Origin of the sequence: Zestomonas insulae (assembly GCF_016901015.1) — a bacterium.
GTDB lineage: Bacteria > Pseudomonadota > Gammaproteobacteria > Pseudomonadales > Pseudomonadaceae > Aquipseudomonas > Aquipseudomonas insulae.
In genome coordinates this window covers 162,606-181,031 of the sequence record NZ_JAFEUP010000005.1, presented here as the reverse complement: position 1 = coordinate 181,031, position 18,426 = coordinate 162,606, and the positions used below count along the sequence as shown (strand labels likewise).

Sequence of the window (18,426 nt, the reverse complement as noted above, 5' to 3'; positions counted from 1 at the left end):
TAGTAGTGCGGTAGGTCCAGGCGGGGGCCAGATAATGAAAAAATTCAACGCAGGCAATATTTTGGCAGGTATGCGCAGCAGCACGCTGATCGCCGGACTGTTTATCGTCCTGATCGTCTCCATCGTGCTGTTGTTCGCCAACTTCGCTTACCTCAACACCCAGTCGAACTACGACAAGGAATACATCAGCCACGCTGGTGAGCTCCGCGTCCTGTCGCAGCGGATTGCGAAGAACGCCACCGAAGCGGCGGCCGGTAAGGCGGAAGCCTTCGCCTTGCTGAAGGACGCGCGAAACGACTTCGAGAAGCGCTGGAACATCCTGGTCGGTGGCGACGAGTCGACCGGTCTGCCGTCGGCACCGGCTGCAGTGCAGGCGGAAATGGCCGCCGTGCAGCAGGACTGGGACAGCCTGCGCAAGAACTCCGACGCCATTATCGCCAGCGAACAGACAGTACTGTCGCTGCACCAGGTGGCCGCGACCCTCGCCGAAACCATCCCGCAGCTGCAGGTCGAGTACGAGGAAGTGGTCGACATCCTGTTGCAGAGCGGTGCGCCGGCGGCCCAGGTGTCGGTGGCGCAGCGTCAATCGCTGCTCGCCGAACGGATTCTCGGCTCGGTGAACAAGGTGCTGGCCGGTGACGAAGACTCGGTGCAGGCCGCCGACATGTTCGGCCGCGACGCCAGCCTGTTCGGTCGCGTACTGAAGGCGATGGTCGAAGGCAACGCGGCGATGAACATCTCCAAGGTGACCGACACCGAAGCGCTGGAGCGCCTCGGCGAGATTTCCGAGCTGTTCGAATTCGTCTCCGGCTCGGTGGACGAGATTCTCGAGACCTCGCCGGAGCTGTTCCAGGTACGTGAGTCGGCCAACTCCATCTTCACCGTTTCGCAGACTCAGCTGGAGAAGGCGTCGAGCCTCGCCGAAGGCTTCGAGAACCTGGCCGGTGGACGTCATCTGAATACCCTGGCCGGTTACGTGCTGGGCGCGCTGGCGCTGGGATCGATCATCCTGATCGGCCTGGTCATGGTGCAGAGTACCCGTCGTCGTCTGGCGGAGACCGCCGAGAAGAACGAGCGCAACCAGGCGGCGATTCTGCGCTTGCTCGACGAAATCGCCGACCTCGCCGACGGTGACCTGACGGTGGCGGCAACGGTGACCGAAGACTTCACCGGGGCCATCGCCGACTCGATCAACTACTCCATCGACCAGCTGCGCGACCTGGTGGCAACCATCAACCAGACCGCCGTGCAGGTGTCCGCGGCGGCCCAGGAAACCCAGGCGACCGCCATGCACCTGGCCGACGCGTCCGAGCACCAGGCGCAGGAAATCGCCGGGGCCTCCGCGGCGATCAACGAGATGGCCGTGTCGATTGACCAGGTATCGGCGAACGCCTCCGAATCCTCGGCGGTAGCGGAACGTTCCGTAGCCATCGCCAACAAGGGCAACGAGGTGGTGCACAACACCATCACCGGCATGGATAACATTCGTGAGCAGATCCAGGACACCTCGAAGCGGATCAAGCGCCTCGGTGAGTCGTCCCAGGAGATCGGTGACATCGTTAGCCTGATTAACGACATTGCCGACCAGACCAACATTCTCGCCCTCAACGCCGCGATCCAGGCGTCGATGGCCGGTGACGCAGGCCGCGGCTTCGCGGTGGTTGCGGACGAAGTACAGCGCCTTGCGGAACGCTCCTCGGCGGCGACCAAGCAGATCGAAGCGCTGGTGAAGACCATTCAGACCGACACCAACGAGGCGGTGATCTCGATGGAACAAACCACCTCCGAGGTGGTACGCGGTGCGCGCCTGGCGCAGGACGCCGGTGTGGCGCTGGAAGAGATCGAGAAGGTATCCAAGACCCTCGCGGCGTTGATTCAGAACATCTCCAACGCTGCCCGCCAGCAGGCCTCGTCGGCCGGCCATATCTCCAACACCATGAACGTGATCCAGGAGATCACCTCGCAGACCTCGGCAGGTACCACCGCTACCGCGAAGAGCATCGGTAACTTGGCCAAGATGGCCAGCGAGATGCGTCGATCGGTGTCCGGTTTCACCCTGCCCGACGCCGCGGAACAGGCCTGAGCATAGGGGCGCGGCGATCACGGCGATCGCCGCATGACAGCCATGAGCGAGGGCGAGGGCATGCAGCCAGGCGTAGTCTGGGCCTTGAAGCCGTCGGCCGACATGTCGGAGGCGGAGTTCCATGATTGGCGGGTACTGCTCGAAGAACGCACCGGCGTAGTGATCAGCGAGCAGCGCCGCGCGTTCATGCAGACCAATCTCAGCGCGCGGATGCGCGAGCTGGGCGTTGCCGACTATGCCAGCTACTACCGGCAGGTCATCGACGGGCCGCGCGGTGCGGTGGAATGGTCGAACCTGCTGGATCGACTGACCGTGCAGGAAACCTGCTTCTTCCGCCATCGTGCATCGTTCGATCTGCTCGAACGCTACCTGCCCGGCCGCCTGGCGCACCTCGACGGTCGTCCGTTGGCGTTGTGGAGCGTCGGTTGCTCCAGCGGTGAGGAGGCCTATTCGCTGGCCATCAGTGCCGCCGAAGCGCTGCGCGCCGCGGAGCGGGAGGCGCATTTCGGCGTCACCGCGACCGACATCAGCCTCAACGCACTGAACAAGGCGCGTAGCGGCACTTACACCGCCCGTCGTCTGGAACTGCTGGACGGCGAGCTGCAGCAGCGTTATTTCGAGCCGATGGCCGACGATCGCTTCAAGGTGGTGCCGAGTTTGGCGGCGCATCTGTGCTGTGCGCGCATCAACGTGCTGGACCTGGCCAAGGCGCCGCTGTCCGGCATGGACGTTATCTTCTGTCAGAACTTGCTGATCTATTTCCGCCGTTGGCGCCGCCGCGAGATTCTCAATCGCCTGGCTGAGCGTTTGGCGCCGGGTGGCCTGCTGGTCATCGGTGTCGGGGAAGTGGTCGGTTGGCAACATCCGGAGCTGGTACCGGTGGCCGACGAGCGAGTGCTGGCTTTTACCCGGAAGGGGTAACACAAGGTTATGAGCGGAGTGGCTATGGGTGATCGGCACGATTATGTCGCCCTCGAATGGGTCAAAGGCGAGATTGCGGAAACGCTGAAGCAGGCGCGTCAGGCGCTTGAGGCCTTCGTCGAGAGTCCCCAGGATTCGACGCGCATGCGCTTCTGTCTGACCTATGTGCATCAGGTCCACGGCACTCTGCAGATGGTCGAGTTCTATGGTGCGGCGCTGCTTGCCGAAGAAATGGAGCGCTTGGCCCAGGCCCTGATGGAGGGGCGCGTCAGCAACCAGGGCGAGGCACTGGAAGTGCTGATGCAGGCGATCCTGCAACTGCCGGCCTATCTCGAACGGGTACAGACCGCGCGCCGCGACCTGCCGCTGGTGGTGTTGCCGCTGCTCAACGACCTGCGTGCCGCACGCGGCGACAAGCTACTCTCGGAAACCAGCCTGTTCGCCCCGGACATGTCGTCGACCCTGCCGCAGCTGTCGCTGGACGCGCTCGAGCAACTGCGCACCGCCGAGCTGCCGGTGCTGCTGCGCAAGCTGCGGCAGATGCTGCAGATGGCCTTGGTTGGGGTGATTCGCAACCAGGACCTGGCTACCAACTTGGGCTATATGGCCCGCGTGTTCGCCCGCCTCGAAGTGCTCTGCAAAGAGGCGCCCCTCGGCCCGCTGTGGCAGATCGCCTCGGGCATCATCGAAGGCCTGGCCAATGGCAGCGTGGTCAACGGCACGTCGGTGCGAACCCTGCTGCGGCAGATCGACAAGGAACTCAAGCGCCTAGCCGAGCAAGGTGCCGACGGCATCAACCAGGCCGCGCCCGACGAGCTGATCAAGAACCTGCTGTTCTACATCGCCAAGGCACCGGCGCAATCGCCGCGAATTCGCGCACTCAAGGAGCAGTACCGCCTCGACGACGCGCTGCCGGCCACCGAAGTGGTTGACGAGGAACGCGCGCGGCTCGCCGGCCCGGATCGCGACGCGATGCGCTCGGTGGTTGCCGCGCTGTGCGAGGAGCTGGTCCGCGTCAAGGACAGCCTCGACCTGTTCGTGCGCAGCGACCGGCACAACGTCGCCGAGCTGGACAGCCTGTTGGCGCCGCTCAAGCAGATTGCCGACACCCTCGCAGTGCTCGGCTTCGGCCAGCCGCGCAAGGTCATCCTCGACCAGATCGACATGATCCACGGCCTGTCCCTCGGCCAGCGTGAGCCGAGTGACGCGCTGCTGATGGATATCGCCGGCGCCCTGCTGTACGTCGAAGCGACCCTGGCCGGCATGGTCGGGCCCGCCGAGGACGGCGGCAGCGAGCAGGCGCACCTGCCGACTACCGATGTGGCGCAGATCCACCAGTTGGTGATCAAGGAGGCGCGCACCGGCCTCGAGCAGGCCAAGGACGCGATCATCGAGTTTATCGCCTCGCAATGGAATCACGAGCACCTGGCCCGCGTGCCCGAGTTGCTGACCCAGGCGCGGGGCGGTCTGGCGATGATTCCGCTGAGCCGCGCCGCCGACCTGCTGAATGCTTGCAATCGCTATATCCAGGAGCAGCTGCTGGCGCGCAAGGCCGTGCCCAACTGGCAGAGTCTGGATACCCTGGCCGATGCGATCACCAGCGTGGAGTACTACCTCGAGCGGCTGAGCGACGATCACGCCAGCCAAGGCGACCTGATCCTCGACGTCGCCGAGGAAAGCCTCACCAGCCTCGGCTATCCGCTGAAGGAAAAACCGTCGATTCTCGATCGCCCGGCCGAAGAAGCCCTGCGCGTCGAAGAGCCGCTGCAGAGCGATCCGCTCGACGAAATCGTGGTCTTGGATGACGAACTGCCGGCAGCCAATGAGACGTTGGCGGATGTCGAGGCCCCGTTGGCGCCGGGCGACGAAGAGGTCGCGCTGTTCGAGGCCGAACTGCTGCCAGACAGCGAGGCGCTGGACGTTGCGTCGGCAAGCTTGCCGCTGGCCGAGTTAGAGTCGCTCGACGACGGCTGGAAACTGGTCGACGGCGAAGGTCTGGATGCGCTGCAGCTGGAGCCGCAGGCAGCGGAAGAACCGAGTGCCGTCGCCGACGAATCGCTCGAGCTGAACTGGGATTTGGACCACCTGCTGCCGGAACCAGCGGTTGCCGAACCGAGCGCCGATCTGCTGCCATTGGCGGACGACGTGCTGCCCACGCCGGAAGAATGGAGCGTCACCTCGGCGGCGGACGACCTGTCGTTCGAGCTGCTCGAGCCGCTGGCGCTTGAGCAGCCGGCCGAGTCGACCTGGGAGCTGGGCAGCGAGACGCCGCTGCTTGATCTCGAGCAGACCTTGCCGCTGGAGCCGGAAGACACCTTGGCATCCGCCGTCGAACTGGCGCCGGAGGCGCTGCAGTTCGAGGTGAGCGAACCGCTGGTCACGGCGGAACCGAGCGAACTGGACTGGGCGCTGCCGGATGCGCCGCTCAAGTCGGCGCCCGACGCAGAGCTGGTCGTTGAGGCTCAGGCCGTGCTCGGCGAAAGCCCGGTCGAGCCGGAAGACTGGGACGGCGAGCTGAGCCTGGAAGAACTGAGCCTGGACGACGCCGCTTCGATGTGGGACGACGTCGATCTGGGTGGGCTGGAGCTGCCGGAAGTTGAGCTGCCGAGTGCGCCGCTCGAGGCCGTCGCCGAGCCGGAAGCCAAACCGCTGTCGGTCGCCGAAGTGATGGCCGCGCCGGTACAGGCGATAAATCCGCCGGCGCAGAATGTGCCGCCCAGCCTGCTGCCGCCGCCGGCCGACGAAGAGCCGATCGACGAAGAGCTGCTGGAAGTCTTCATCGAAGAAGTCGGCGAGGTGCTCGACACGCTCGCCGAGCAGCTGCCCCGCTGGCGAACGCAGCGCGATGACCGCAACGCGCTGACCGAGATCCGTCGTGCCTTCCACACCCTCAAGGGCAGTGGCCGCATGGTGCGTGCGCTGATCATCGGCGAGCTGGCCTGGTCGGTGGAAAACCTGCTCAACCGCGTGCTCGACAACAGCATCGAGGCCGACGACGAAGTGCTCGACTTGGTCGAGGCGGTGGTCGCGCTGATGCCCGAGCTGCGCGACGAGTTCGCCGCCAAGGCGCAGCGCCAGCGCGACGATGTCGACCAACTGGCCGCCGATGCCTACGCCCTGTCCCGCGGGGAATCGCGCCCAAAATCTGAGCCCGAGACCACTGAGCCGGTAACCGACGCCGCGGCCGAGCCGCCGGTTGCCGAGGTCGAGGACAGTCTGGACGACGCGCTCGACCCGCAACTGATCGACATCTTCCGCAACGAAGCGGAAACCCACCTGGATACCCTGGCGGCGTTCCTCGCCGCCTGTGCCGAGGAGCTGCCGCAGCCGGTCACCGACGACCTGCAACGCGCCCTGCACACGCTCAAGGGCAGCGCCTACATGGCGGGCATCCTGCCGGTGGCGGAAATCGCCAACCCGCTGGAAAAGCTGGTCAAGGAATTCAAGGCCAACCTGCTGCGCATCGACCTCGCCGAGGCCGAGCTGCTGACCCAGGCCGAAGGTCTGTTCCGTCAGGGCCTGGCACAGCTGGACAGCCAGCCGCTGGCGCAGATCCCCGGCGCCGCCGAACTGCTCGAGCGCCTGCAGGTGCTGCACCAGGAACGCCTGGATGCCGCCCAGGCCAAGCGCCAGGACGCCCACGGCGACCAGCGTGACCCGCAGCTGATCAGCATCTTCCTCGCCGAGGGCATGGACATCCTGCTCGACGCCGAAGACCTGCTGCGCAGCTGGCACGAGCACCCGGCCGAGCGCCAGGAGCTCAGCGCACTGCTGGAGGAGCTGACCACCCTCGGGCGTGGCGCGATGATGGCCGAGCTGCCGCAGATCGACGAGCTGTGCGAAGCGCTGCTCGACCTCTACGGCGCGGTCGAGGAAGGTCGCCTGCCGGTCAGCGAGCGCTTCTTCAGCGAGGCCGAGCTGGCCCACGAAGCCTTGATCGGCATGATGGATCAGGTGGCCGCCGGCCTGCAGGTCAGCCCGCAGCCCGAACGCGTCGCCGCTCTGCGCGCACTGCTTGATGAAGCGCTGGACCCGAATACCCTGGCGCTGCTGACCCGCGATCTGGATGGCGGCATGCAGATCATCGATCTGGAGCAGGCCACTGCCGAGCTGGAACTGGCCGCCCCGCTGGCCGCCAGCGAAGGCGAGGGCCGCAGCAGCGCCTGGGAAGTGCCGTCGGCCAGCGCGCCGATTGCCCTGGACGATTCGCTGGACGAGGAGATGGTCGCCATCTTCCTCGAGGAAGCGGTGGATATCCTCGAAAGCGCTGGCCAGGCGCTGGAGCGCTGGCTGCTCGAGCCGGACAACCACCTGGCACTGTCCTCGCTGCAGCGCGATCTGCACACCCTCAAAGGTGGCGCACGGATGGCCGAGATTCGCCCGATCGGCGACCTCGCCCATGAACTGGAATCGCTCTACGAAGGCCTGGTCGACCGGCGCTATGCCTATACCCCGGCGCTCGCCAGCCTGCTGCAGCAGAGCCATGACCGTCTCGCGCTGCTGCTCGAACAGCTGCAGGCCGGCCGCCCGCTCGCCGAGCCGGACGACCTGGTGCAGGCGATGAAGCAGTACCGGCAGGGCGGCGGACAGGGCTTGCCGGCGCCGCTCGCCGAACCACATCCTGAAGCCGAAGCCGAAGCCGAAGCCGAAGCCGAAGCCGAAGCCGAAGCCGAAGCCGAAGCCGAAGCCGAAGCCGAAGCCGAAGCCGAAGCCGAAGCCGAAGCCGAAGCCGAAGCCGAAGCCGAAGCCCCAAGCGAAACGTTGCTGCTCGACGAAACGCTCGATGACTTGCCGCTGATGGCGGTCGACGGCGACCTCGATGTAGTCGAGGCGGAGCTGCTGCTGGAACCCGCAGTCGAGACGCCGAGCGCGGCGGATGCCGATGAGGCGCTCGAGGAGCTGTTCGTGCTCGCCGAGGAAGGTTTGCACGACGACGCGGTAGACGCATTGGACAGCGAGCCGGAGTCCGTCGAGGTCGCCGCCGAGCCCATCCTGGCTGCGGAGCCGGAGCCGGAGCCGGAGCCAGAGCCAGAGCCAGAGCCAAAGCCGGAAGTGCCGGCCCCGGCACTGGTCGAGTCACCGGCCGCGCTGGCGGTGGTCGACGACCGCGACCCCGAGTTGGTGGAAATCTTCCTCGAAGAAGGTTTCGACATCATGGACAGTTCCGGCGCCGCGTTGCAGCGCTGGATGAGCAACAGCGACAACACCCTGGAGGTCGAATCGCTGCAGCGCGACCTGCACACCCTCAAGGGTGGTGCGCGGATGGCGGAGATTCGCGAAATCGGCGATCTCGCCCACGAACTGGAATTCCTCTACGAGGACCTCGGCAACGGCAAGCTGCGCGCCAGCGCCGGCCTGTTCAATCTGCTGCAGGCCTGCCACGACCGCCTCGCCGCCATGCTCGATGCGGTGCGTGGCCAGCGCGCGTTGCCGGAAGGCGACAGCCTGATTGCCGCGATCCAACGCTTTCGCCTCAACCCGGACGAACAACTGAGCGTACCGCTCGGCGTACCGCTCAAGGCGGTCGAGGTGGCCGACGACGAAGCCGAGGCGGACATCCTCGATATCTTCCTCGAGGAAGCCGACGACCTGCTCGAAGAGATGGAAAGCGCCATCGGCCGCTGGGAACAGGAGCGTGATGACGCCGCGCCGATCGACGACATGCTGCGCATCCTGCATACCCTCAAGGGCGGTGCGCGCTTGGCCGGGCAGAAGCGCCTCGGCGACCTGACCCATGACCTCGAGCAGCACCTGAGCGACGCGCAGAATCAGGGTGCGCCCTGGCCGGAGAGCCTGTTCCTCGACGTGCAGTCCGGATTCGAAGGGCTGCAGCACGAGCTCGGCGAACTGCGTCAGCGCCTGCAGGCCAGCCTGTCCGGCGAAGAGGCCGAGGTGGCGGCGCCGCCAGTCGAGTTGCCGGCGCAACCGCTGCCCAACCTGAACAGCCCGATCGTCGCCGCCAGCAGCCTGCCGGCCCAGGCCCGTGAACTCAAGGTGCTGCCGTTCGTGCAGCGCGCCCAGGAAGCGGCACAGGAAGCTGCCGCGCGGCGCGCGCCGCAGGAACTGGTCAAGGTGCCGGCCGAGCTGCTCGAAGGCCTGGTCAACCTGGCCGGTGAGACTTCGATCTTCCGCGGCCGCGTCGAACAGCAGGTCAGCGACTTCAGCTTCACCCTGAGCGAGATGGAAGCCACCATCGACCGGGTGCGCGACCAGCTGCGTCGCCTCGACACCGAGACCCAGGCGCAGATTCTCAGCCGCTACCAGGCCGAGGCCGAGCGCGCCGGCTACGAGGACTTCGACCCACTGGAGATGGACCGTCACTCGCAGCTGCAGCAGCTGTCGCGAGCACTGTTCGAATCGGCCTCCGACTTGCTCGATCTCAAGGAAACCCTGGCCGCGCGTAACCGCGACGCCGAGACCCTGCTGCTGCAACAGGCGCGGGTCAACACCGAGTTGCAGGAAGGCCTGATGCGCACCCGCATGGTGCCGTTCGATCGCCTGGTGCCGCGTCTGCGCCGGATCGTCCGCCAGGTGGCCAGCGAACTGGGCAAGCAGGTCGAATTCCACGTCGGCAACGCCGATGGCGAGATGGACCGCACGGTGCTCGAACGCATCGTCGCGCCGCTCGAACACATGCTGCGCAACGCCGTCGACCACGGCATCGAGCCGCTTGAGGCGCGGCGTGCGGCGGGCAAGGGCGAAGTCGGCAACATCCGCCTGAACCTCGGCCGCGAAGGTGGCGACATCGTCCTCACCCTCGCCGACGACGGTGGCGGCATCAAGCTCGAAGCGGTGCGCCGCAAGGCCATCGAGCGCGGCATGATGGACGCCGATTCCGACCTCACCGACTACGAAGTGCTGCAGTTCATCCTCGAGCCGGGCTTCTCCACGGCGGAGAAGGTCACGCAGATTTCCGGGCGTGGCGTGGGCATGGACGTGGTGCACTCCGAGGTCAAGCAACTCGGCGGTTCGATGAGCATCGAATCGGAAGTCGGCACGGGCACCCGCTTCGTCATCCGCCTGCCGTTCACCGTGTCGGTCAACCGTGCGCTGATGGTGCTCTCCGGCGAAGACCTCTACGCCATTCCGCTGAACACCATCGAAGGTATCGTGCGGGTCTCGCCCTACGAGCTGGAGGCTTACTACCAGCCGGGCGCGCCGCGCTTCGAATACGCCGGGCAGAGCTACGAGCTGCGCTACCTCGGCGACCTGCTGAACAACGGCCAGCATCCCAAACTGGTCGGCCAGAGCCTGCCGTTGCCGGTGATCCTGGTGCGCTCCAGCGAGCACGCGGTGGCGGTGCAGGTCGATGCGCTGGCCGGTTCGCGGGAGATCGTGGTGAAGAGCCTCGGCGCGCAGTTCGCCGGGGTCCACGGCATCTCCGGGGCGACCATCCTCGGTGACGGTCGCGTGGTGGTGATTCTCGACCTCTTGGCGACCATCCGGGTGATCCACGCCCGTCAGCTCAACCTGACCCAGGCGCGCACCGTCAGCCTGCCCGGCCACAGCGCCGAGGCGGATGTCGAGCGGCCGCCGCTGATCATGGTGGTGGACGACTCGGTCACCGTGCGCAAGGTCACCAGCCGCCTGCTCGAGCGCAACGGCATGAACGTGCTGACCGCCAAGGACGGGGTCGACGCCATCACCCTGCTGCAGGAACACAAGCCCGACATCATGCTGCTCGACATCGAGATGCCGCGCATGGACGGCTTCGAAGTGGCCGCCCTGGTGCGCCACGACGAGCGCCTCAAGGATCTGCCGATCATCATGATCACCTCGCGAACCGGCGAGAAGCACCGCGAGCGGGCGATGAACATCGGCGTCAACGAGTACCTGGGCAAGCCGTATCAGGAATCCCTGCTGCTTGAAACCATCGCGCAACTGGTGGATCGCCACCCGGCCAAACGGATATGACGGACAAGACCGCAGGACGCATTGGGGTAATCGCCGACACTTCGCTGCAGCGCCACGTGCTGCAGCAGGCGCTGGCCGGCAATGGCTACGAAGTGGTGCTCAACAGCGACCCGGCGCGCCTCGACGATGAAGCCCTGGCGGCGCACAGCGTCGACCTGTGGCTGGTCGACCTGGCGCAGCTGGAAGACTCGCCGCTGGTCGATCGCCTGCTCGAGCGGGCCGACGCACCGGTGCTGTTCGGCGAAGGCCATGCTCCGGAGCGCCATTCCGAGCATTACCCGCGCTGGGAGCGACGCCTGGTGGCCAAGCTGAAGAAGCTGGTCGGCGATCCGTCGCAGGCGGTCGGCCCCAGCCTCGAGGCGTTGCTCGCCGAGGCGCAGCGCCCCAATCGTCTGGAATTGCCGCAGGCACTGGCCGACACCCCGCTGGTCGCTGGCGAACCGGCGCGCCAGGTGTGGCTGCTGGCCGCCTCACTCGGCGGCCCGGCGGCGGTCAAGGCATTCCTCGATGCCTTGCCGGGTGGCCTGCCGCTCGGCTTCATCTACGCCCAGCACATCGACGCCAGTTTCGAGACGGCGCTGCCGCAGGCCGTCGGCCGCCACAGCCAGTGGCACATCAATCCGGCGCGCCACGGCGATCCGGTGCGCTGCGGCGAAGTGGTGGTGGTGCCGATCCAGCGCGAGCTGGGCTTCGCCGACGACGGCGCGATGCACATGAACGGCCGCGGCTGGCCGGAACCCTACAGCCCGTCGATCGACCAGATGATGCTCAACCTCGCCCAGCACTACGGTGCGCAGTGCGGGGTGATCGCCTTCAGCGGCATGGGCAGCGATGGCAGCGCCGCGGCCGCCTATGTGCGCCGCCAGGGCGGCGCGATCTGGACCCAGCGCGCCGACAGCTGCGCCTGCCCGAGCATGCCGGACAGCCTGCGCGAGGGCGGCTACAGCGCCTTCAGCGGCGACCCGCGCGAGCTGGCCGCGGCGCTGGTCGACCACCTGGCCGGGCAGTGCGCCTGAGCCTCACCCGAATAGTCTTAGCGGAGTTGTCATGAGCCAAGCCGTCGCCACCCAGAACAGCGCCTCCAGCCTCACCGGGCTGCTCCTGCCGCTGGCCGACCGCACCCTGCTGCTGCCCAACGTGGCGGTCGCCGAGATGATCGCCTACCGCGCGCCGCAGGCCACCCCGGGCATGCCGGCCTGGTTCCTCGGGCAGATCGCCTGGCGCGACCTCAACCTGCCGCTGCTGTCCTTCGAGGCCGCCTCCGACGGTCAGCCGCAGATTCGCTCTGGGGTGCGCGTCGCGGTGCTCAACGCTCTCGGTGGCCGCCCGCAAGTGAAGTTCATCGCCCTGCTGGTGCAGGGCATTCCGCGCTCGCTGAAGCTCGATGAACACCTGCCGCGCGCCGATGTGCCGCTTGCGCCGCTGGAGCTGGAGGCGGTGAGTTTCGGCGATGGCGTGGCGAAGATCCCCGATCTGGTAGCCCTCGAGCAGAAGCTGGCGGATGCCGGCCTGATCTGATTGGCTGCCGTGGAACAGTTGCGCCTGGCGCGCCTCGGCGGTTTCGAGGTGGCCAGCACCCAGGCCAGCGGCCAGCAGTTCGACAAGCACAGCCACGACGAATTCGTCATCGGCGCCAACCTGCTCGGCGAGGAGCAGATCTGGCTGGATGGCCGCACCTTCAGCGCCGCGGTTGGCGCGATCACCACCTATAATCCCGGCGCGATCCAGGGCGGTGGCGCGCGTGCTGGTCAGCCCTGGCGCTACGTCAGTCTCTACCTGCCGGCGCCGCTGCTGGCCGAGAGCCTGGGCCTGGCGCAACTCGAGTTCGCCCAACCGCTGCAGCACAACCCGGTCCTCGCCGCTGAGCTGGCGCAGGCCATCGAGCTGGGTTTGAGCGACGATGCGCACCGCCGCGAACGCGGCGAAGAGGCGTTGATCGGCCTGCTCGGTGCGGTCGCCAGCGGCGCGCGGGCGCGCCTGCCGGTTGCTGCGGACTGCGGGCAGGGGCCAATCACGCGGCTGCAGGAACTGCTTGCCAGTCACCTCGCCGAGCCACCGAGCCTGGACGCCATGGCGCTCAGCGTGGGCTTGTCGAAGTTCCACCTGCTGCGCGTCTTCAAGCGGCGCACCGGACTCAGCCCGCGGCAGTGGGCCATGCAGCTGCGCACCTGCCGCGCCCAGGGCCTGCTGCGCCAGGGCCAAGCCGCCGGCGCGGTGGCGCACGCCTTGGGCTTCGCCGATCAGAGCCACCTTAACCGACATTTCCGCGCCGCCTATGGCCTGACGCCGGGACGCTATCAGCGCCTGCTCGGCAGCTGAGCAATCCGGTTCAAGTCGGCAGCGCCTGCGCCTCGGATACTGCGTCGCTCGATCCCGCTGCAGGCGCTAAGTCCATGTTGTCGATCTTTCTTGCGGCCGTGCTGTTCGGCCTGGCGTTCTGCGCGTCACCCGGCGCGGTGTTCAGCGAAACCCTGCGGCGCGGCCTGCAGGGCGGCTTCCGTCCGGCGCTGCTGGTGCAACTCGGTTCGCTGATCGGTGATGCGCTGTGGGCACTGATCGGCCTGTCCAGCCTGGCGCTGCTGTTGGCGCAGGACGCGGTGCGCCAGCCCCTGACCCTGGCCAGCGCGGCCTACCTGGCCTGGCTGGGCGTGCAAGGCCTGCGCGATGCCTGGCGACCGCCGCAGACGTTGAGCGCTAGCAGTGAGCAGGGGCGCCAGGCGTTTGCCGCCGGCGCGCTGCTGTCGCTGTCCAATCCGAAGAATCTGGTGTTCTGGGGCGCGCTGGGCAGCGCCTTGAGCGGCCTGGTGGCCGGGCCGCCAAGCCCGGCGCAGCTTGGGGTGTTCTTCACCGGCTTCATGCTCGCCGCGCTGCTCTGGTGCTTCGTCTGCGCGCTGCTGGTGGACTGGCTGCGCCGGCACACCTCGCCGCGCTGGCAGCAGGTCAGCTACGCGATGTGCGGCCTGCTGTTGCTGGGCTGCGCCGGGCTGGCGCTGCGCGGCCTGTAAGGCCTCAGGCGAAGTCGCCCCACAGCTGCTGGGCGACGCTCAGCGCCACCACCGGCGCGGTCTCGGTGCGCAATACCCGCGGGCCGAGGCGCGCGGCCTGGAAGCCCTGGGCCTTGGCCTGCTCGACTTCGGCGTCGCTGAGGCCGCCTTCCGGGCCGATCAGGAACGCCAGGCTGGCTGGTTTGGCATGGCTGGCCAGCGGTGCGGCCACCGGATGCAGGACCAGCTTGAGGTCGGCCTCGACCTGCTGCAGCCAGTCGCCCAGCGCCAGCGGCGCATGCAGCAGCGGCAGCACCGAGCGGCCGCACTGCTCGCAGGCGCTGATCGCCACCTGGCGCCAGTGCGCCATGCGCTTGTCGGCGCGCTCATCCTTGAGGCGCACTTCGCAGCGCTCCGAGACGATCGGCGTGATCGCCGTGGCGCCCAGTTCGGTGGCCTTCTGGATCGCCCAGTCCATGCGCTCGCCGCGCGACAGACCCTGGCCGAGGTGGATGTGCAGCGGCGACTCGGCGAGCCCGGCGAACTGCTCGCGCAGCTCGACGCGCACGGCCTTCTTGCTGACCTCGACCAGCTCGCCGAGGAACTCCTGGCCGCTGCCGTCGAACAGCTGCACGGCATCGCCGGCGGCATGCCGCAGCACGCGGCCAATGTAGTGGGCCTGCGCCTCGGGCAGGTCGTGCTGGCCGAGGGCGAGCGGGGCGTCGATGAAGAAGCGAGATAGGCGCATGGGGAGTCGGTCAGGGCTGGTCAGGTGCGCAGTTTAAGGCCTGGCACCTGCAGCGTGTAGACCGCTCAGTGGCGGAACTGACCTAGTTGCTGACTCAGGGAATTGGCCTGGTCACGCAACTGGTTGGACTGATCCAGCAGACCGCGGATGGCCTGATCGTTCTGCTCGGAGATGCCGCGCACACCCTGGATCGAGATCGACAGCTGCTCGCCAGTGGCCGACTGGCCCTGGGTCTGGCGCGCCACCTCGCTAATGCGCGCGAGAATATCCTGGGCGTGCTGGCGGATCTGTTCCACCCCGGCTGCCGAAGCGGAGAGCTGCTCCACCCCCTGATGCATGGCTTGGCCGACCTGCTGCACATCGTCCACTGTTTGGCTGATATCGCTGCCGATGGCGCCGATCATCTCGCCGATCTCACGAGTGGAGCGGCTGGTGCGTTCAGCCAGGCTGCGTACCTCATCGGCGACGACGGCGAAGCCACGGCCCTGCTCACCGGCGCGCGCGGCCTCAATGGCGGCGTTAAGGGCCAGCAGGTTGGTTTGTTCGGCGATGCTGCGGATCACGTCGACGATCCCGGCGATCTGCTGCGAGCGTTCCTCCAGGCGGCCGACCGAGTCCGCGACCGCCCCCATCGTCTGGTTGACGTGGCCGATCTCGCCGACGGTCTGGCCCATGTCACGGGCGATGCGCGAGGTCAGCGCCTCGGTGTTGCGCGCCAGGTGCTCGACCTCTTCGGCTTGCTGGGCCATTTCGGTCACTGACTGGGCGAGCGCAGTTACCCCGCCGGCCATTTCTTCGGTGGCGGTGTGTTGTGCGGAGGAGCGCTCCGCCACCGCTCGGGTGGTGTGATCGAGGTGCTGTGAGACATTCATCAGCGTGCCGCTGCTGTGGCGGATCGAGCCGACCAGGTCGCTCAGGCGCTGAATGAACTGATTGAAGGCACCGGCCAGTTTGCCGGTCTCGTCGCGGCCGCGCTGCTCAAAGCGCAGGCTCAGCTCGCCCTGCCAGCCCTGGATGCCATTGGCCAGACCGACCAAGGGTCGGATCTGCCAGGCCAACAGGAACCACAACAGCGCAGCCATCAGCAGCAGGGCCGTGACGCCGAGGCTGATGGTGATGGTGATCAGCTTGTAGATCTGTGCCTGGGCAGCCTCTTGGGAGTAGCTAACCAGCAGGGCCCAGGGATTGGCGGTGTTGCCAATTCTCACCGGCTGTAGGCGATAGGCTTGGCCATCGCGGTTGAAACTGTAGGGCTGGCCTGCCTCAATGGCGTGCATCGCCTCTGCGGGCAGGTCGTCGGCCAACTGGCCCAGGCGCTGGGTATCCGGGTGGCTGGCATAGTGGCCTGCGGTAGAGATCAGCGCGGCATAACCACCATATACGTCGATCTGAGCCAGTTGCCGGGTGATGGCCTGCAGGGGCAGATCGACGGCGGTGACACCGAGAGCCTGGCCACCCTGCTGCAGGGGCAGCATGATCGACAGCAGCATCTCTGGTTGGCCGCCGGTGGTAGTGCGGCGGTAAGGCTCGCTGACCCAGGCCTGGTTCGAGCGCGGCGGACGATAGTCTTGATGGGCTGTAGTAGTGTCGGCCTGCACTGCACCTGTGGTCCGGCTCCAGTGGCTCATGTAACGGCCATCGGCATCGCTCCCGGGTTGCCCGACATGTGCCGCGTCATTGCCGTCGTAGGTATTCGCGTGCCAATAGTGGCCGAGGCCGAGTAACTGGGGATTGCTCTCCAGCATCCGCCGGGTCACGGCGTCTGTCTGGGTTCGCTCGGCGTGTTGGGATTGCAGCGCCAGGGCTGCGTCAGTCAGCGAAGCCGCGACACTCCAGGCCTTGTCCAGTTCGGCTTCGACTTGTCTGGCGTTGACTTCCACGGTGCGTTCAACGTACTTGGCCGCGTTGCCGGTAGCCATCTTGTAGCCGGCGAAGGCGACGAAGGCGAGGAGTAGGGAGAGAACCAGGGCAGCGCCCAACTGGGCGGTCACGAACAGCTTGGAGTGCAGGGACTGGCTAGGCATGGGGGTCTCACGACAGGCTACCGATGGAGTGCGCAGGGCACCGCTCAGGGCTCTTGTTGTAGGGCCAAATTTTGGCTGGCGCGACAGGTTAGGTAGCAGCAATGCGATATCACAATAGGCAGAAGTAGTGATATTCCGGGCCTGTGCCGGTGGTTTCATGCCAGGTATTGCAGTGCCTTGCGCGGTTCGCGGGAATCCGCTGAGTGCCGCGCGCGGCAAGGCTCGGCGGCGGTGCGGCGCGCATCGACAAGGCGGGGCCACGGCGCGACAGATGTGCCGCGCGGTTGGGTACTCGGGAGGGACGCGATGCCTAACCCGGGTCGCGGTGGTTGGGATAGAGGTCGGAAGCCACCGCGACGCTCAGCGAGCTGCGAGTGGCCAGGTCGATGCCTTCGCTGGCGACTTCGGCGAGGAAGTCGATCTGCTCGGGGGTGATCACGTACGGCGGCAGGAAGTACACCACGTTGCCCAGCGGGCGCAGCAGCGCGCCGCGACTCAGGGCGTGCTGGTAGACCTGCAGGCCGCGGCGCTGCTGCCAGGGGTAGGCGGTCTTGCTGGGCTTGTCCTGGACCATCTCGATGGCCAGGGCCATGCCGGTCTGGCGCACTTCGGCGACGTGCGGGTGGTCGACCAGATGCGCGGTGGCGCTGGCCATGCGCGCGGCCAGCGGCTTGTTGGCCTCAATCACCTTGTCCTGCTGGAAGATATCCAGGGTCGCCAGCGCGGCGGCGCAGGCCAGCGGGTTGCCGGTGTAGGTGTGCGAGTGGAGGAAGGCACGCAGCGTCGCGTAATCGTCGTAGAACGCCGCGTAGACGTTGTCGGTAGTGAGCACCGCGGCCATCGGCAGATAGCCGCCGGTGAGCGCCTTGGACAGCACCAGGAAGTCCGGGGTGATGCCGGCCTGTTCGCAGGCGAACATCGTCCCGGTACGGCCGAAGCCGACGGCGATCTCGTCGTGGATCAGGTGCACACCGTAACGGTCGCAGGCCTCGCGCAGCAGCTGCAGGTACACCGGGTGGTACATGCGCATGCCGCCGGCGCCCTGGATCAGCGGCTCGACAATCACCGCGGCGACCTCGTGGGCGTGCTCGGCGAGGGTCTGCTCCATGGCCGCGAACATATTGCGCGAATGCTCTTCCCAGCCCATGCCCTCTGGGCGCAGGTAGCAGTCCGGGCTGGGCACCTTGATAGTGTCGAGCAGCAGTGCCTTGTAGGTGTCGGTGAACAGCGCCACGTCGCCCACCGACATCGCCGCCACGGTTTCGCCGTGGTAGCTGTTGCTCAGGGTGACGAAGCGCTTCTTGCCTGGCTGGCCGCTGTTGATCCAGTAGTGGTGGCTCATCTTCAGCGCCACCTCGATGCCCGACGAGCCGTTGTCGGCGTAGAACACCTTGTTCAGCCCGGCCGGGGTGAGCTGCACCAGACGCTCGGACAGCTCGATCACCGGCGAATGGGTGAAGCCGGCGAGCATCACGTGCTCGAGCTGGTCGAGCTGCGCCTTGATCGGCCCGCTGATGCGCGGGTTGGCGTGGCCGAACACGTTGACCCACCAGGAGCTTACCGCGTCGAGGTAGCGCTTGCCGTCGAAGTCCTCGAGCCATACGCCCTCGCCACGCTTGATCGGGATCAGCGGCAGGCGTTCGTGGTCCTTCATCTGCGTGCAGGGGTGCCAGAGCACCGCGAGATCGCGTTGCATCCACTGGTCATTCAGGCCCATGACGGTACTCCTCGGCAGCGGGTGGATGGCCACCC

The 18,426-nt window shown here is 66.9% G+C and carries 10 protein-coding genes; 7 read left to right on the top strand and 3 right to left on the bottom strand.

The features are described 5' to 3' along the window. Positions 1 to 34: 34 nt before the first annotated feature. From JQX08_RS16670 to JQX08_RS16640, 7 genes are all read left to right on the top strand, one after another. Positions 35 to 2,083, top strand: coding sequence for a methyl-accepting chemotaxis protein (locus JQX08_RS16670; protein ID WP_205349539.1), 2,049 nt, complete (start codon positions 35 to 37; stop codon positions 2,081 to 2,083). A 60-nt stretch (positions 2,084 to 2,143) separates the two neighbouring features. Further along, positions 2,144 to 3,004, top strand: a complete 861-nt coding sequence (locus JQX08_RS16665) for a CheR family methyltransferase (protein ID WP_205349877.1) — start codon at positions 2,144 to 2,146, stop codon at positions 3,002 to 3,004. A 24-nt stretch (positions 3,005 to 3,028) separates the two neighbouring features. Next, complete coding sequence (locus JQX08_RS16660; RefSeq protein WP_205349538.1) at positions 3,029 to 10,918, top strand: hybrid sensor histidine kinase/response regulator; 7,890 nt, start codon at positions 3,029 to 3,031, stop codon at positions 10,916 to 10,918. Beyond that, positions 10,915 to 11,934, top strand: a complete 1,020-nt coding sequence (locus JQX08_RS16655; RefSeq protein WP_205349537.1) for a chemotaxis protein CheB — start codon at positions 10,915 to 10,917, stop codon at positions 11,932 to 11,934. The genes JQX08_RS16660 and JQX08_RS16655 overlap by 4 nt, the downstream gene beginning before the upstream one ends. Before the next feature lie 31 nt (positions 11,935 to 11,965). Continuing rightward, entirely contained in the window at positions 11,966 to 12,436 is a 471-nt protein-coding gene (locus tag JQX08_RS16650) for a chemotaxis protein CheW (protein ID WP_205349536.1), read from the top strand. A 9-nt stretch (positions 12,437 to 12,445) separates the two neighbouring features. After that, positions 12,446 to 13,237, top strand: coding sequence for a helix-turn-helix domain-containing protein (locus JQX08_RS16645; RefSeq protein WP_205349535.1), 792 nt, complete (start codon positions 12,446 to 12,448; stop codon positions 13,235 to 13,237). A gap of 74 nt (positions 13,238 to 13,311) precedes the next feature. Continuing rightward, positions 13,312 to 13,923, top strand: a complete 612-nt coding sequence (locus JQX08_RS16640; RefSeq protein ID WP_205349534.1) for a LysE family transporter — start codon at positions 13,312 to 13,314, stop codon at positions 13,921 to 13,923. Between the two features lie 4 nt (positions 13,924 to 13,927). Here JQX08_RS16640 and JQX08_RS16635 read toward each other — a convergent pair whose 3' ends face one another. The 3 genes from JQX08_RS16635 to JQX08_RS16625 form a co-directional block, all read right to left on the bottom strand. Continuing rightward, a complete protein-coding gene (locus tag JQX08_RS16635) occupies positions 13,928 to 14,650 on the bottom strand; it encodes a 16S rRNA (uracil(1498)-N(3))-methyltransferase (protein ID WP_205349533.1) in 723 nt (240 codons plus the stop codon). 65 nt (positions 14,651 to 14,715) lie between these two features. Next, complete coding sequence (locus JQX08_RS16630; protein ID WP_205349532.1) at positions 14,716 to 16,674, bottom strand: methyl-accepting chemotaxis protein; 1,959 nt, start codon at positions 16,672 to 16,674, stop codon at positions 14,716 to 14,718. A gap of 310 nt (positions 16,675 to 16,984) precedes the next feature. Further along, positions 16,985 to 18,391 (bottom strand): adenosylmethionine--8-amino-7-oxononanoate transaminase, encoded by a 1,407-nt coding sequence (locus JQX08_RS16625; protein ID WP_205349531.1) that lies wholly within the window; start codon positions 18,389 to 18,391, stop codon positions 16,985 to 16,987. Positions 18,392 to 18,426 lie beyond the last annotated feature (35 nt).

Bases quoted from the DNA above. Each gene is read 5' to 3' on its own strand.
- JQX08_RS16640 (WP_205349534.1), top strand. From the start codon at position 13,312: ATGTTGTCGATCTTTCTTGCGGCCGTGCTGTTCGGCCTGGCGTTCTGC.
- JQX08_RS16625 (WP_205349531.1), bottom strand. From the start codon at position 18,391: ATGGGCCTGAATGACCAGTGGATGCAACGCGATCTCGCGGTGCTCTGG.
- JQX08_RS16660 (WP_205349538.1), top strand. From the start codon at position 3,029: ATGGGTGATCGGCACGATTATGTCGCCCTCGAATGGGTCAAAGGCGAG.
- JQX08_RS16665 (WP_205349877.1), top strand. From the start codon at position 2,144: ATGCAGCCAGGCGTAGTCTGGGCCTTGAAGCCGTCGGCCGACATGTCG.
- JQX08_RS16670 (WP_205349539.1), top strand. From the start codon at position 35: ATGAAAAAATTCAACGCAGGCAATATTTTGGCAGGTATGCGCAGCAGC.
- JQX08_RS16655 (WP_205349537.1), top strand. From the start codon at position 10,915: ATGACGGACAAGACCGCAGGACGCATTGGGGTAATCGCCGACACTTCG.
- JQX08_RS16630 (WP_205349532.1), bottom strand. From the start codon at position 16,674: ATGCCTAGCCAGTCCCTGCACTCCAAGCTGTTCGTGACCGCCCAGTTG.
- JQX08_RS16650 (WP_205349536.1), top strand. From the start codon at position 11,966: ATGAGCCAAGCCGTCGCCACCCAGAACAGCGCCTCCAGCCTCACCGGG.
- JQX08_RS16635 (WP_205349533.1), bottom strand. From the start codon at position 14,650: ATGCGCCTATCTCGCTTCTTCATCGACGCCCCGCTCGCCCTCGGCCAG.